Annotated in this window: 12 protein-coding genes and 1 pseudogene; 3 read left to right on the forward strand and 10 right to left on the reverse strand. The window is 64.8% G+C overall.

Annotated elements, in window-relative coordinates; genetic code table 11:
- Nucleotides 1-66 precede the first annotated feature (66 nt).
- Nucleotides 67-498: a methyl-accepting chemotaxis protein gene (locus P5705_RS26385; protein WP_431196945.1), complete on the reverse strand. Its 432-nt coding sequence runs from the start codon at nt 496-498 to the stop codon at nt 67-69.
- Between the two features lie 162 nt (nt 499-660).
- Nucleotides 661-1,428, reverse strand: a pseudogene (locus P5705_RS26390) (PAS domain-containing protein); the annotation flags it as partial.
- 133 nt (nt 1,429-1,561) lie between these two features.
- Here P5705_RS26390 and P5705_RS13620 point away from each other — a divergent pair.
- The gene (locus tag P5705_RS13620; protein ID WP_277461349.1) at nt 1,562-2,764 is read left to right on the forward strand and encodes a glycosyltransferase family 4 protein; all 1,203 of its coding nucleotides are present in this window, start codon (nt 1,562-1,564) and stop codon (nt 2,762-2,764) included.
- Here P5705_RS13620 and P5705_RS13625 read toward each other — a convergent pair.
- The 3 genes from P5705_RS13625 to P5705_RS13635 all read right to left on the reverse strand — a co-directional run bounded on the left by P5705_RS13625 (nt 2,733) and on the right by P5705_RS13635 (nt 5,085).
- Nucleotides 2,733-3,836 carry an NADH:flavin oxidoreductase gene (locus P5705_RS13625; protein WP_277461350.1) on the reverse strand — a complete coding sequence of 368 codons (1,104 nt, stop codon included), beginning with the start codon at nt 3,834-3,836 and terminating at the stop codon, nt 2,733-2,735. The two genes, P5705_RS13620 and P5705_RS13625, sit on opposite strands and share 32 nt — an antisense overlap.
- Nucleotides 3,837-3,970: 134 nt before the next feature.
- On the reverse strand, nt 3,971-4,453 hold the full coding sequence (locus P5705_RS13630; RefSeq protein WP_277461351.1) for a glutathione peroxidase: 483 nt from the start codon (nt 4,451-4,453) through the stop codon (nt 3,971-3,973).
- A gap of 146 nt (nt 4,454-4,599) precedes the next feature.
- Complete coding sequence (locus P5705_RS13635) at nt 4,600-5,085, reverse strand: FKBP-type peptidyl-prolyl cis-trans isomerase (protein WP_277461352.1); 486 nt, start codon at nt 5,083-5,085, stop codon at nt 4,600-4,602.
- Here P5705_RS13635 and P5705_RS13640 point away from each other — a divergent pair.
- The gene (locus P5705_RS13640; protein ID WP_277461353.1) at nt 5,084-5,386 is read left to right on the forward strand and encodes a DUF3565 domain-containing protein; all 303 of its coding nucleotides are present in this window, start codon (nt 5,084-5,086) and stop codon (nt 5,384-5,386) included. The genes P5705_RS13635 and P5705_RS13640 overlap by 2 nt on opposite strands.
- Nucleotides 5,387-5,418: 32 nt before the next feature.
- Nucleotides 5,419-7,509 carry a phosphate acetyltransferase gene (gene pta / locus P5705_RS13645; protein ID WP_248918711.1) on the forward strand — a complete coding sequence of 697 codons (2,091 nt, stop codon included), beginning with the start codon at nt 5,419-5,421 and terminating at the stop codon, nt 7,507-7,509.
- 148 nt (nt 7,510-7,657) lie between these two features.
- Here the strand turns inward: pta and P5705_RS13650 are convergent, their stop codons facing one another.
- From P5705_RS13650 to P5705_RS13670, 5 genes are all read right to left on the reverse strand, one after another.
- Nucleotides 7,658-8,377, reverse strand: a complete 720-nt coding sequence (locus tag P5705_RS13650) for an OmpA family protein (protein ID WP_277461354.1) — start codon at nt 8,375-8,377, stop codon at nt 7,658-7,660.
- A 95-nt stretch (nt 8,378-8,472) separates the two neighbouring features.
- Entirely contained in the window at nt 8,473-9,117 is a 645-nt protein-coding gene (locus tag P5705_RS13655) for an MBL fold metallo-hydrolase (protein ID WP_277461355.1), read from the reverse strand.
- 361 nt (nt 9,118-9,478) lie between these two features.
- Nucleotides 9,479-10,144, reverse strand: coding sequence for a sensor histidine kinase (locus tag P5705_RS13660; protein WP_277461356.1), 666 nt, complete (start codon nt 10,142-10,144; stop codon nt 9,479-9,481).
- A complete protein-coding gene (locus P5705_RS13665) occupies nt 10,141-11,748 on the reverse strand; it encodes a response regulator (RefSeq protein ID WP_277461357.1) in 1,608 nt (535 codons plus the stop codon). Before P5705_RS13665 ends, P5705_RS13660 begins: the two co-directional genes overlap by 4 nt.
- 113 nt (nt 11,749-11,861) lie before the next feature.
- The gene (locus P5705_RS13670; protein WP_277461358.1) at nt 11,862-14,579 is read right to left on the reverse strand and encodes a LuxR C-terminal-related transcriptional regulator; all 2,718 of its coding nucleotides are present in this window, start codon (nt 14,577-14,579) and stop codon (nt 11,862-11,864) included.
- Nucleotides 14,580-14,610 lie beyond the last annotated feature (31 nt).

The raw sequence follows: 14,610 nt of genomic DNA on the forward strand, positions 1-14,610 counted from the left end.
GTTGCTGGCGAACAAGGTTTGCGTGATCCCTGGTTCGCCAGCAACGCTGGCTCCTACCTGGTCAGGTCAAGAGCTGAGCTGGCTGGAGAACTGACCCACCGCATCCACTACCTTCTTCGCCCCTTCCTGGATCTCCACGATCACCCCGCCGGTGTCGGCGGCCAGGGCCAGGCCTTGCTCGGCCTGGCGCTTGCTGGTGTCGATGATGTCCACCGCCGCCTGGGCCAACTGTTCATTCTGCTGCACCACCTTGGCGATCTCCTCGGTAGCGCTGCTGGTGCGCGAGGCGAGCTGGCGCACTTCGTCGGCGACCACCGCGAAACCACGCCCCTGCTCGCCGGCCCGGGCCGCCTCGATGGCGGCGTTGAGCGCCAGGAGGTTGGTCTGCCCGGCAATGTCACTGATGGTCTTGATGATCGCGCCGATCACCTTGGACTGCTTGTCCAACGCCTGGATACCCTCGGCGGCATCCTGCATGGAGCCCTCCAGGCCGCGCATCACCTCGACGGTCTGGGTCACCACGTCGGTGGCCTTGCGTGCGCTGCTGTCGGTTTCCAGGGAGGTGGTGTAGGCAATGTCCGCCGCCTGGGCCACGGCCAGTTCCTGATTGACCTGGTCGGTGATCACCGTGGCGAACTTGACGACTTTGTAGAGCACATCGTGGGCGTCGATGATCGGGTTGTAGGAGGCCTCCAACCACACCACCCGGCCATGGGCATCGATGCGCTTGAAGCGGTCGGCGACATACTCGCCGCGGCGCAGCTTGTCCCAGAACTGCTGGTAGCCGCCCGAGCTGGCCTCTTCCGGGTCGCAGAACATGCGGTGGTGCTTGCCGCGCACCTGGTCCAGGTTGTAGCCCATGGTCTGCAGGAAGCGGTCGTTGGCGGTGATCACCTGGCCGTCGAGGTTGAACTCAATCACCGCGGTGGAGCGCATCAGCGCCTTGATCAGGCTCTCGTGCTCACGGGAGGTCTCGATGGTGCGAGTCAGGTCGCTGGAGTGCAGGGAGAAGTACTTGATCCGCCCTTCGCTGTTCTTGACCGGCTGCAGGATCGAACGCAGCCAGGCCTCCTCGCCATTGCCGCGCAGCAGACGGAAGGCGCCATTCAGGTGCTCGCCACGGGTGATGGCGTGCCTCATGCGCTGGTAGAAGTCGAGCTTCTTCACGTGGGGCGGGACGATATCTTCGATATTTCGCCCGATCAGCTGTTCGGCGCGGTAGAGCATCTCGGTCTCGAAATTGCCGTTGACCGACTCGATGCGCCCCTGGGGGTCGAGCTGGAGCACCAGCATCTCGCTGTCGAGGCTGTTCTTGACCTGCTCGATGGACATCAGCTCTTCGCGCAGTTGCTGGATTTCTTTCTTCAGTTTGCTGTTGAACATGACCGCTCTCCTGGAGCGAATTCCCGTAGACGAATGCCTTTGCATCGGCTGCGGCCACGCAGTTCTTGAGCACGTTGCAAGGAATTATTCATCTGCCTGGAATCGCCGGAAATCAGGCGTCATATGGCCGTCACAAAGCCGTCACATGGGCGCAACCGGGGCGACGGAAACTTTTTTCATGAGCACACCATCCCTGCGCATCACCCTGGTCAGCGAAACCTTTCCACCCGAAATCAACGGCGTGGCCAATACCCTTGGCCGCCTGGGCGACGGGCTGCGACAACGAGGCCACCACGTGGAGATCGTGCGCCCACGCCAGCCGAGCGACAGCACGGTCACGCCCGATGAAACGCTGCTGCTTTGCCGAGGCTGGCCGCTGCCCGGATATCCCGGGTTGCAATGGGGCGAAGTGTCGATGCATCGGCTGCTGCGCCGTTGGCGCCGGCAGCGACCGGACGTGCTGTACATCGCCACCGAAGGCCCGCTCGGCCTGAGCGCCCTGCGCGCCGCCCGGCGCCTGGGGATCGCCGTGGTCAGCGGCTTCCACACCAACTTCCCGCAGTACTCCGGGCAATACGGCCTGGGCCTGCTGGCGCGGATGCTCACCCACTACCTGCGCTGGTTCCACCGACGCACCGCCATCACCCTGGTCCCCAGCGCCAGCCAACGGCTGGAGCTTGAACGGCGCGGCTTCGAGCGGCTGGGCCTGATGGCCCGTGGTGTCGATGCCGGCCTGTTCAACCCGGCCCGACGCAGCCAGGCGTTGCGTGACCAGTGGGGACTGGGCGTGGATGACATCGCCGTGCTGCACGTCGGGCGCCTGGCCCCGGAAAAGAACCTGGCGCTGCTGCGCCCTTGCATGGAAGCCTTGGAGAAAAGTTATCCACAAAAGCGCCTGCGTCTGATCGTGGTGGGCGACGGACCACAGCGTGCGAGCCTGGAACAGCAACTGCCGGAGGCGATGTTCTGTGGTGCACAGCGTGGCGAGGCGCTGGCCGGGCACTATGCCAGCGGGGATCTGTTCCTGTTCCCCAGCCTCACCGAGACCTTCGGCAACGTGGTGCTGGAGGCCCTGGCCTCGGGGCTGGCGGTGGTCGCCTACGACGAAGCCGCGGCCGCCCAGCACATCCGCCACGGCCACAGTGGGGCCCTGGCCATGCCGGGCGACCAGGCCGCCTTCATCGACGCCGCCTGCTGGCTGCTCGAAGAGGGCGAGACCCTGCGCCGGGTGCGCCTCAATGCCCGGCAACACGCCAGCCGCCAGGGCTGGCCGGCGATCGTCGAGCAGTTCGAGGGGTACCTGCGTGGCGCGATGGCAGGAAACGGGGTCCCTGCCGCCACGCTGGCGATCAAGCCAGGGTCGTCAGTGCCTCACGGCTGAACGGCAGCACGTCGGCTTCACGCCCGTCGCGCACTTTCTGCGCCCATTGCGCGTCCACCAGCAAGGCCCGGCCCACGGCCACCAGGTCGAACTCTTCGTCCTCGAGCCTGCGCAGCAGCCCTTCCAGGCTGGCCGGCTTGGCCACCTTGTCGGTATCGACCATGAACTGCAGGAACTCGCCGTCCAACCCGACGCTACCCACGGTGATGGTCGGCTTGCCAGTGAGCTGGCGGGTCCAGCCAGCCAGGTTCAGCTCGCTGCCGGCGAACTCCGGCTCCCAGAAGCGGCGGGTGGAGCAGTGGAAGATGTCCACACCGGCTTCGGACAGCGGCTTGAGGAAAGCCGCCAGGGCTTCGGGCGTCTCCACCAGGCGCGCGCTGTAGTCCTGCTGCTTCCATTGCGAGAAGCGGAAGATGATCGGGAAGTCCGGGCCGACCGCTTCACGCACGGCCTGGATCAGTTCGATGGCGAAACGCGAGCGACTGGCCAGGTCACCCCCGTATTCATCATTGCGACGGTTGCTGGCCTCCCAGAAGAACTGGTCGATCAGGTAACCGTGGGCGCCGTGGATCTCCACGCCGTCCATGCCGATGGCCTGGGCATCACGGGCGGCCTGGGCGAAGGCCGCGATGACGTCACGGATATCCTCGTGGGTCATGCCATGGACCATTACCTTGCCGTCCTTTTCCTTGCCGCTCGGGCCATAGCCCGGCACGCTGCCGTCCGGCTCGGTGCCCAGACGGCGCACGCTGCCCACATGCCACAGTTGCGGCACGATACGCCCGCCTTCGGCGTGCACCGCGTCGACCACCCTCTTCCAGCCAGCCAGGGCATCCTCGCCGTGAAAGCGCGGCACATTGGGGTAGCCATTGGCAGCCAGGTGGCCGACCGTGGTGCCTTCGCTGATGATCAGCCCAACCCCGGCGGCGGCGCGGCGGCGGTAGTATTCGACCACCCCGTCATGGGGCACGCCGCCCGGCGAGAAGGTACGGGTCATCGGCGCCATGACCACGCGGGTCGGCAAGTCGAGGGAGCCAAGGGTGAAGGGCTGGAACAGAGGGTTGCTGGACATGCGGCGCTCCCGACGGGTGAGGAAATGCGCCAAAGATTAGGGGGAGCCTGGTAACGGGCACAGCATCATTGATTTGAGTGATTGCAGGGTATCGCGAGAGATTGCGGGGGCCGCTCGGCGGCCCCTTGGGCTGTTCAGGCCAGCGCCTTCTCGATCGCCTGGACCACGGTCGGGTCGTCCGGTGCGGTCCGTGGCGCGAAACGCGCCAGCACGCGGCCATCCTTGCCCACCAGGAACTTCTCGAAATTCCAGGTGATATCACCCGGGAATTCGGCGCCTTCGCCTGCCAGCAAGCGATACAGCGAATGACGATGCGGGCCGTTGACCTCGAGCTTGGCCCCCATCGGGAAGCTCACGCCATAGTTGAGGCGGCAGAAGTCGTTGATCTCCTTTTCGCTCCCAGGCTCCTGCCCGGCAAACTGGTTGCACGGCAGGCCGAGCACGTTGAAACCCTTGCCCTTGAACTGCTGATGAAGCTTTTCCAGCGAAGCGTACTGCGGCGTCAGGCCACACTTGGACGCAACATTGACCACCAGCACCACCTGGCCCTTGAACGGTGCAAGGGGCAGCTCCTTGCCATCCAGCGCCTGCAACGTCAGGTCGTGAAATGCACTCATGTTGATTCCCCTCTCAGGTTCCCATTTGCCGCTGGGGGCGAATTCCGCCCACTAAAAAGGCGCGCGGTCAAGCCGTCTACCCTCCCGAGGAGGGCAAGTCCGGCTTGCCCGAGCGCCTGGCGACTTTCTGAGCTTAGCGCAGAAAATCAGTGGTGATGGCCACCTTCGCCGTGGATGTGACGGTGAGCGATTTCTTCTTCGCTGGCATCACGCACGTCAATGACCTTGACCTTGAAGTTCAGGCGCTGGCCGGCCAGCGGGTGGTTGCCGTCGACGGTCACGTCGTCGCCGTCGATGTCGCGGATGGTAACGATCTGCATCTGGCCATCCGGCGCCGAGGCGTGGAACTGCATGCCGACTTCCAGTTTGTCGACGCCTTCGAACAGGCTGCTGCTCAGGGTGCTGACCAGCTCGGCGGAGTATTCGCCATAAGCGTCTTCTGGTTCGATGGCGACGGTCAGTTCGTCACCGGCCTGTTTGCCTTCCAGGGCTTTTTCCAGGCCCGGGATGATGTTTCCGGCACCGTGCAGGTAGACCAGCGGCGCACCACCGGCGGAGCTGTCGATGACCTCACCAGCGTCGTTGGTCAGGGTATAGTCGATGGAGACAGCCTTGTTGGCGGCGATCAGCATGGGGCAAGACCTTTTGCAAAAGAATGTAGAACCGGGAAGTGTAACCAAGGCATCGTCCGATTGCGAACGCGCCATGGATGAACAGTCGCCCGTCAGTCAGATCATCGGCTTCCATCAGGACGAGGAAGGTCACTGGGTGGTCGATCTGTCCTGCGGCCACACCCAGCACCTGCGCCACCAGCCCCCCTGGCAATCGCGCCCCTGGGTGCTCGACCCCGTCCAGCGTGCGCAACGGGTCGGCCAGGCATTTGCCTGTGGCTGGTGCGCCCAGGGTGCCGTTAGCGCTACCCTTGGCCATTGAATTCCTTGCACCGCTTATTTCGAGAAGCACGCATGCAGACATTTTTCATCGCGCCGACCGACTTTGGTGTCGGCCTGACCTCCATCAGCCTGGGCCTGGTCCGTACCCTGGAACGCGCCGGGCTCAAGGTCGGCTTCTTCAAGCCGATCGCCCAACCGCATCCCGGCGACACCGGCCCGGAACGCTCCAGCGAACTGGTCGCCCGCACCCACGGCATCAAGCCGCCCACGCCATTGAGCCTGGCCCACGTCGAACGCATGCTCGGTGACGGGCAACTGGACGAACTGCTCGAAGAGATCATCCGTCTCTACCAGCAAGCCTGCGTCGGCAAGGACGTGGTGGTCGTGGAGGGCATGGTGCCGACCCGGCACGCCAGCTATGCGGCACGGGTCAACCTGCACCTGGCCAAGAGCCTGGATGCCGAGGTGATCCTGGTATCAGCGCCGGAAAACGAGGTATTGAGCGAGCTGTCCGGCCGGGTCGAGCTGCAGGCCCAGCTGTTCGGCGGCCCGCGCGATCCGAAGGTGCTGGGGGTGATCCTCAACAAGGTGCGCACCGACGAAAGCATGGCCGATTTCGCCACGCGTCTGCGCGAGCACTCGCCACTGCTGCGTGGCAACGATTTCCGCCTGCTGGGGTGCATCCCCTATCAAGCCGACCTCAACGCGCCGCGCACCCGCGATGTCGCCGAACTGCTCGGCGCCCAGGTGCTCAACGCCGGTGACTACGAACAGCGGCGCATGAACAAGATCATCATCTGCGCGCGCACCGTGGCCAACACCGTGCCGCTGCTGACCTCCGGCACCCTGGTGGTGACCCCGGGCGACCGTGACGACATCATCCTCGCAGTGAGCCTGGCGGCGATCAACGGCGTGCCCCTGGCAGGCCTGCTGCTGACCAGCGACAGCAAACCCGATCCGCGCATCCTCGGCCTGTGCCGCGGCGCCCTGCAAGCGGGCCTGCCGATTCTGTCGGTGAGCACCGGCTCCTACGACACCGCCAACCAGCTCAATTCGCTGAACCGCGAGATCCCGGTGGATGACCGTGAGCGCGCCGAATTCATCACTGACTTCGTCGCCAGCCATCTCGATGCCGCCTGGCTGCACCAGCGCTGTGGCACGCCACGCGAGCTGCGCCTGTCGCCAGCGGTGTTCCGCTACCAGTTGATCCAGCGCGCCCAGCAGGCCAACAAGCGCATCGTCCTGCCCGAGGGCGCCGAGCCACTGCTGGTCCAGGCCGCCGCCCTGTGCCAGGCGCGCGGCATCGCCCGCTGCGTGCTGCTGGCCAAGCCGGAAGCGGTGGAAGCCGTCGCCCGTGCCCAGGGCATCACCCTGCCGCCCGACCTGGAGGTGCTGGATCCGGAGCTGATTCGCAGCCGTTATGTCGAGCCCATGGTCGAGCTGCGCAAGAGCAAGAACCTCAACGCGCCAATGGCCGAGCAGCAACTTGAGGATCCGGTGGTGATCGCCACCATGATGCTTGCCCTGGGCGAGGTCGACGGCCTGGTTTCGGGCCTGGTGCACTCCACCGCCAATACCATTCGCCCGGCCCTGCAACTGATCAAGACCGCACCGGGCGCCAGCCTGGTGTCGTCGGTGTTCTTCATGCTGTTCCCCGACCAGGTGCTGGTGTATGGCGATTGCGTGATGAACCCACACCCCAGCGCCGCCGAACTGGCCGAGATCGCCCGGCAGAGCGCCGAGTCGGCCGAATCGTTCGGCATCGCGCCACGGGTGGCGATGCTCAGCTACTCCAGCGATTCGGCGGCCAGCGACGAAGAGGTGGAGAAGGTGCGCGAGGCCACACGCCTGGCGCAGCAGGCCGAGCACGACCTGCTGATCGACGGGCCGCTGCAGTACGACGCCGCCGCCAACCCCGAGATCGCCCGCCAGCTGGCGCCATCGAGCCCGGTGGCCGGGCGCGCCACGGTGTTCGTGTTCCCCGATCTGAACACCGGCAACACCACCCACAAGGCCGTGCAACGCAGCGCCGACTGCGTCAGCCTCGGGCCGATGCTCCAGGGGCTGCGCAAGCCGGTCAACGACCTGCCGCGCGGGGCACAGGTGGACGATATCGTGCATACCATCGCGCTGACGGCCATTCAGGCCAGCACCGTGCGCTGAATGCAGATGGGGCCGCTACGCGCCCCATCGCGGGTAAACCCGCTCCTACAGGTGCAGTACAAACCTCAAGGCTTGCGCTGTACCTGTAGGAGCGGGTTTACCCGCGATGGGCTGCGAAGCGGCCCCACCGACTCAGCGTCTTGGCGACTCAGGGGTACTGCTGAACGGTACCCTGCTGGTCATACTGCTGACCCGGGATCGGCTTCAGGTTGACCTCGACCCTACGGTTCTGCGCACGGCCGTTGGTATCGGCGTTGCTGGCGATCGGCTGGTCCGGGCCCATGCCGCGCACGGTCACCCGCGTTGCGTCAACGCCCTGCGAGGTCAGGTAGCTGCTGACGGCCTGGGCGCGGCGCTGCGACAGGTCCATGTTGTGCTGGCGGCTGCCGGTGCTGTCGGTGAAGCCGACTACCTCGATGGTGTTCTGGTTGAACTGCTTGAACGAGTTGGCGAGGTTGTTCAGCGGCGAGTAGAAGCTTGGGGAGATGTTCGCCGAGTCGGTGGCGAAGGTGATGTTGCCCGGCATGATCAGCTTGATCTGGTCACCCTGACGCTGCACTTCGACGCCGGTGTTGGCCATCTTCGCGCGCAACTCGGCTTCCTGCTTGTCGGCGTAGTAGCCATAGCCGGCGGCGGCGGCGCCCACCGCGGCAGCGCCGATCAGCGCGCCCTTGCCACGGTTGTTGTGGTCGATGGCAGCACCAGCGATGGCGCCGGCCAGCGCACCGAGCCCACCGTACTTGGCGGTCTTGCTCATCCCTGTGGATTCCTGCGACTGGCCCTGGTTGTCATACGGGTTGGGGCTGGCACAACCGGACATCAGGGCAGCGGCGGTAGCGACGATAATCAGACGACGCATGGTGAACATGGACAAGCTCCTACTGAAATTCAAAAGTGCGGCGGATCACTCACGGATCTGTGCCAGCCTTGGATTGCAGCGCAGCGGAAAAATTCCATGAAACCTCAGGCGCGCACGAACGGGTTCTCGCGCATCTCGTCGCCGAGGCGGGTGTCCGGGCCATGGCCGGTCACCACGATGGCCTCTTCATCCAGGCGGTACAGGCGTTCCTTGATGGAACGAACGATAGCCCGCTGATCGCCCCCCCACAAATCGGTGCGCCCCACGCCCCGGCGGAACAGGGTGTCGCCGGCGATCAGCAGCTTGTGCTCGGCGAACCAGAAGCTCATGGAGCCCGGCGTGTGCCCGGGGGTGTGCAGCGCCACGCCGCAGCCGCAGGCCAGCTCCTCGTCGTCGCTCAGCCAGCGGTCAGGCGAAGGTACGGGGGGGTAGGGCATGCCGAACATCTGGCATTGCATCTCCAGGTTGTCCCACAGCGGCTGGTCGGCCTTGTGCAGGTGCAACGTGGCGCCGGTCAGCGCCTTGAGCTTGCCGGAGGCGAGGAAGTGATCGAAGTGGGCATGGGTGTGGATGATGCTCACCAGCGTCAGGCCGTGGTGCTGCAGGCGGGCGAGGATCTTCTGCTCGTCACCGCCCGGGTCGACGACGATGGCTTTCTTGGTGAGGGGGTCGCCGATCAGGGTGCAGTTGCACTGCAACGGGCCTACGGGGAAGGTTTCGCGGATGAGGGAGGCAGGTAATGAGTTCATGTTCGGCCCATGAAGGTGTTTCGCTTATTTACACAGATATCAAGATGCTCGATTAAAGCATTGCAGCGCCCGTGAGATCGAGCGCCGCCCGCGCGGCGCATCGCGGATGAATCCGCTCCTACATTTATTGCAACGTGGCCATGCCAGATAGGCCATGGTTGTCCGCCTTGTTTGTTCGCCGCGATTTTTCGACTGGCGCTGCCGCCGCCCAAGGCGCGGCACGTTGCAACCGATGTAGGAGCGGATTCATCCGCGATGCGCCGCGCGGGCGGCGCTCGATCTGAAGAGCACTGCAAAGCCATCGCCAGGCACCTGGCAGCCAACACGCGCCCCCTGAAGGGCCGACGTGTTCACCCGGTTCTCAGGGCAGATACAACCGGAACAACCCGCCGCCCAGCGTCCCGCCATTCGCGATTTCATGCAGTGCGGCAATCCGCGCGGCAAAGTACAACCCCAGCCCGGTACTGCCACTCTGCGAATCGATACCCTGCACATAGTCGTGCTGGCGCTCGAGCATGCGCTGTGGATAACCGGTGCCGTCGTCGTTGACGCTGATCACCAGTTGCTCGCCCTCTTCCTCGATGCTGATCAACAACGCATGACCGGCATAGCGGATGGCATTGGTGAGCACGTTGGCAACGACCGAAGCAACCAGCTCGCGGTCGAAGAACCCCAATGGGCTTTCGGTCTCGATACGCCAGGTGGCGAGGATGTCACGGTGCTTGATTACCTCTTCCTGGGCCGCCAGCTGAGCTTCGATGAAATCGTCGAGTTCGTGGTAGTCCGGGCAGATGGGGAGCTGGTTGACGCCCAGCTTGTACAGCCCCAGCAACTGCACCAGCATGCCGTTCAAGTGGCTGAGCTCATGCTCCACCACGCCTTGCTCGGTGCCGCCGCGCAGATCTTCGGGCAGGCGCGCCAGCCATTGGCTGTGGGCATGGGTCAGCGCCGAAAGGGAGTTCTTCAGGTCGTGCACGGTGGAGGCGATCACCGTGGAGAAATCCAGCCCCTGGTTGTCCTGGTTCATGCGCCGAACACCCGGATGTGCAATTTGCGGTAGCGGTCGTAGCGGCTGTCGCTGGCGGGAATGCCGGCCACGCTGGTCAGGCAGTTGCGGCACTCTTGCATGACTGCGGGCGACGGCGTCTCGCCACCGATGCGCAACAGCGCCTGGGCAGTGTTCAAGGCGATACTGATGTTCTTCGGCTGCAACGACAGCGCCTTGCGGAACATGCCCAGCGCCTCGTTGAGCTGCCCACCCTGATAGCTGCGCACGCCTTGACGGTTCAGATCCACCGCCTCGGTCACGGCACCGAGCACCGTGGGGTCGTCGGTGAGCTTGGCCACGCTCTGCATGACCTTGGGATCGTCGCCGTAGGTCTCCACGCACCCCTTGAGAATCGAGGTACCCGCCGCGTCCTGGCCAAGCTGCTGCAACTGCTTGGCCACGGTGAGCGCTGCTTCAACCGAGAAGAACTGTTCCATCTTGTCCAGGCGCTGCATGGCCTGCTCGGTGAGCTTGGCCGCGGTTTCCGCGTCACCGGCCTGTTGCAGACTGGCGGCCTTCATCAAGCGTGCGCGCACCTGCAGGCCCTGGTCCTCGACGTTCTCCTTGGCCACTTCGCTGAGCACGGTGTTGATTTCGACGCGAGTCCGGGCGTCGAGACCGTTGCCGGCGTTCTTGTTCATCAGTGCCTGAACGAGCCCCAGGTTGCTTTCGGCATCCTTGTAGCGCGAACTCTGCCCTTGATTCACGGCGTGACGGAAGGCCTTCGACGCACTCTCGAAGTCGGCGTTATCCAGGGCCAGCTTACCCAGGGCGGCCTGTCGGCGCACGGCGAGTGGCGACAGACGTACCGCCTCTTCAAGCATGTGCTGGGCACGCCGGGTTTCACCCTGGGCGACCAGCACCTCCGCCATGCCGTCATACAGGTTGGGCATGATCGGGAAGGCTTTGAGCGCCTGCTCGTAGACGCCCTGGGCCTGGGCGTTCTGGCCGCGCTTGTGCAACAGGTTGCCCAGTGCGGCGTAGACCCATGGCTGTGGACGGCTGGCGAGGATGCTCTTGAGGAACTTCTCAAGCTCCTCGAAACGGTTCAGGTCACGCAGTGCGTCGGCGCGATAGCGCAGGCACAGCGGGGCGAAACGCGGATCTTTCTTGCACAATTCTGCACAAGCCGCGAGCACTTCGGCCGGGCGGGAGCGGTCGAGGGCCTGGAGGATCGGTTTGAGCAACGTCTTGCGCTGGGTGAGCTTCTCCAGCCGCTGGGCCAGACCAACCCGATTGAAAGGCTTGGTCAGGTAGGCGTCGGGCTCGTGCTCAATGGCACTGAGCACGATGGACTGGCTGCTCTCGGCCGTGACCATGATGAACACGCACTCATGGCTGATGAGCTTGTCGAGGATCAGGTCTTCGAGCACCTGCTGGCCATTCTTCTTGCCATCGCCCAGGTGGAAGTCCTGGAGAATGAAGTCGTAGCGCTTCTGCGAGCACATGCGCAGCGCCTGCTCGCCGCTGTCCGCGGTATCCACGTCGCGCACGCCCAGCTCCCGCAGCATGGAGCGGGTCGAAGTGCGAAAGTCGGTGAAGTCGTCGACGATCAGAAAGTTTTTTTGCCCGTACTGCAGCATCAACACGACCTGTATGCGAAGAAATGGGGAGAAGGCGCGCGACGATGCATGGCGCCGAATCCTGTATCGGCAGCGGGTCGGGAAAGATGAGCCCTGGAGTGACGCTGGCCGGGTTACGCCAGCAGCCCCAGGGACTTGGCCCTGGCCACGGCCTGGGTGCGGCGCTCGACACCCAGCTTGCCGTTGATATGGCTGGCGTGGGTCTTGACCGTGTGCAGCGAGATGAACAGGCGCTCACTGATCTGCTGGTTGGAGCAGCCCTGGGCAATCAGCTCCAGCACGGCCAGCTCACGACCACTGAGCGCCTCGGTAGCGCCGAGGTCATTCGCCTGCGCCTCAGGCAGACGTGCCAGCAGGTCAGCCTGGGCAGGGCTGACGGGCTGGCCCGCCAGTTGTTCACGCAACCAGGTGGGCTGATCCTCAAGCAACCGCTGGAATGCCTGTAACGCACCACCTTGAGCCGCCTCAAGTGCCAGGGGCAACAACCTGCCCGCCTCGGGCTCCCGGCCTTCACCGAGCAACAGGCCGATCAACTGGCACAACGCACTGACCACCAGTGTCATGCCGCCACTGGCCTGGCCTCGCTCGACCAGTGTGCGCAAACGTGCCTCGGCCTCGCGTGGGCGATCCAGCACGCGCTCCAGCAATGCCTGCTGCAGTTCGATGTGCAGGGGCAGCAGCGGATGAAACTCGGGGGCGGCCGCAGGTTGCTCGCCGCCATAGGTTTGCCCCAGACGCAGCAACCAGGATTCGGCCAGGTCCGTCCGCCCCTGGGCCAGCCACAGTTCGCATTTCACCAGGGTGATCATGGCCAGGTAGAAGATCGGCGGCACGTCCCAGATATGCATCAGCCGCTCGGCTTCGGCCAATTCCGCGAATGCCTCGGCGAAGCGCCCTTCACGACCATCGAGCGAGGCGATCACGCAATGGCCGATCAACACGCTGATATCGCGGCAGCTACGTGCCTCGCTGAGGCCCGCACGCAAGCGAGCGCGCCCCTGGACAGGCTGGAGGCGCGCTGCCAACAGGTAACCTTCGTACAATGTCAGGCGAGCGCGCACGGCGTACAGGCGCTGCCCCGACAACCCCTGCAGCCGCAGCAGCCCCTGACGCACTTCATCCTGCGCCCGCAGCACCTCGCCACGGGCATGCAGCACCCGGGCCCGGTCGTAGTGGGCCAACGCTTCGAACAAGGGGTTGCCGACCCGCTGGGCCAGTTCCAGCGCCTCACGGTTCCACCCCCGTGCCCGCCAGAAGTCGCCATCGGCAATGGCCAGGTTGGACAACGTGGACAGGCACACCAGACGCTGACCGTAGCGCTTGCAGGGCAGGCTTTGCAAAGCCTCGCCGCAGTAGGCCTGGGTACGCTCACGGTCACCCCGGCCACGGGCGATGACGCCGCTGAGCGCCAGCCATTGGGCCAGCATCGACTTCTGGGCCGTGGCCGACGGTGCTGGCAGGAAACGGCTGAGGTAGCCCGCAAGCTCTTCGGCGGCGTCCAACTGGCAGGCGAGCCCCAAGGCCCAGCTGTACAGCACGATCAGCCGTGGCGTGCTGATGAGCAGGCTTTCGGGCAGGTCCATTTTCCAGCGCAGCAGCATGCCGACGTTCTGCTCTGCCAGCAGTTGCTCCTCGGACAGGCTTTGCACCAGGTCGGCGGCCACATCCAGGTGGCCCGCTCGCAACGCCTGCTCCACGGCCTCATCGAGCAGCCCCTGCCCTTCGAACCAACGGCAAGCACGCAGGTGCAGCGCCGCCAACGGCTCGGTCGCCTGGCGGCTACGCAGCAGGTCGGAGAACAAATGGTGATAGCGGAACCAGCGCCCGTGCTCGTCGAGCGGCACCAGGAACACCTGGTGGGCCTGCAAATAGCGCAAGACATCCGAGCTGTCATGGCGCTCGCGCAGGGCATCGCACAGCTCGGAACAGAAGCGCTCCTGGCAAGCGGTTTCATAGAGGAATGCCTGCACCGGCGCAGGCAGCATGTCGATGACTTCCTCCAGCAGGTAATCACGGATCAGCCCCTCGCCGCCATGCAGGGCCTGGGGCAAGGCGTTGTCGTCACCGGACTCGCTGGCCGCCAACTGCCAGAAACGCAGGCCGGCGACCCAGCCATCGCTGCGCTGGATCAGATTGTCGAGGGCCTGGCCACGCAAACCGGTGGGCTGGCGACCGATCACGGCCAGCGCTTCGTCTGGCGTGAGGCGCAAGTCCTGCTCGTTGAGCTCGACCAGTTGCCGTGACAGCCTCAGGCGAGCCAGGTGCCAATCGGGGCGCTGGCGGCTGGTGACCAGCAGCACCAGGCCGGGCGGCAGGTGATTGAGGAAGAATTGCAGGCAGCGATCGAGCACCGGCCCCTGGGCGAGATGGTAGTCGTCGAGTACCAGCAGCAGGGGCGTGTCGGGTTGCAGGTAGAGCGCCAGCTCGTCGAGCAGGCCATCGAGCCACTCTTCGAAGGCGAAAGGCTGGTGGCGCTGACGCATCTTGAGCAACCCGAGGGCCTGTCCGCCCAAGGCTGGACAGAACTGCTGGAGCCCCTCAAGCAGGCGCTCCAGGAAGCGCCCAGGGTCAGCGTCACGCTGGCTCAAGCCAAGCCATAGGCTGCGCCAGTGAGAAGGCAGCTCCTGGCAGAACTCGATGGCAAGTGAACTTTTACCAAAGCCCGCCGGTGCGTTGACCAACAGCAACCGGCCCGTTAGCCCAGGCTGCAACCGCTGGCACAGGCGCGCTCTCGGTACGTGCGCTTCCGGCAACGGGGGCCGGAAGAAACGCCCGTCCAGCAGGCCCAAGGCCTGACTGGCAACTCCATGCGTACGGGACAGGTCTGTCATGGCCGGCTCGTTCTGATTGTAAGGCTTCGGC

It is taken from the genome of Pseudomonas entomophila, from assembly GCF_029478665.1.
Lineage (GTDB): Bacteria > Pseudomonadota > Gammaproteobacteria > Pseudomonadales > Pseudomonadaceae > Aquipseudomonas > Aquipseudomonas entomophila_F.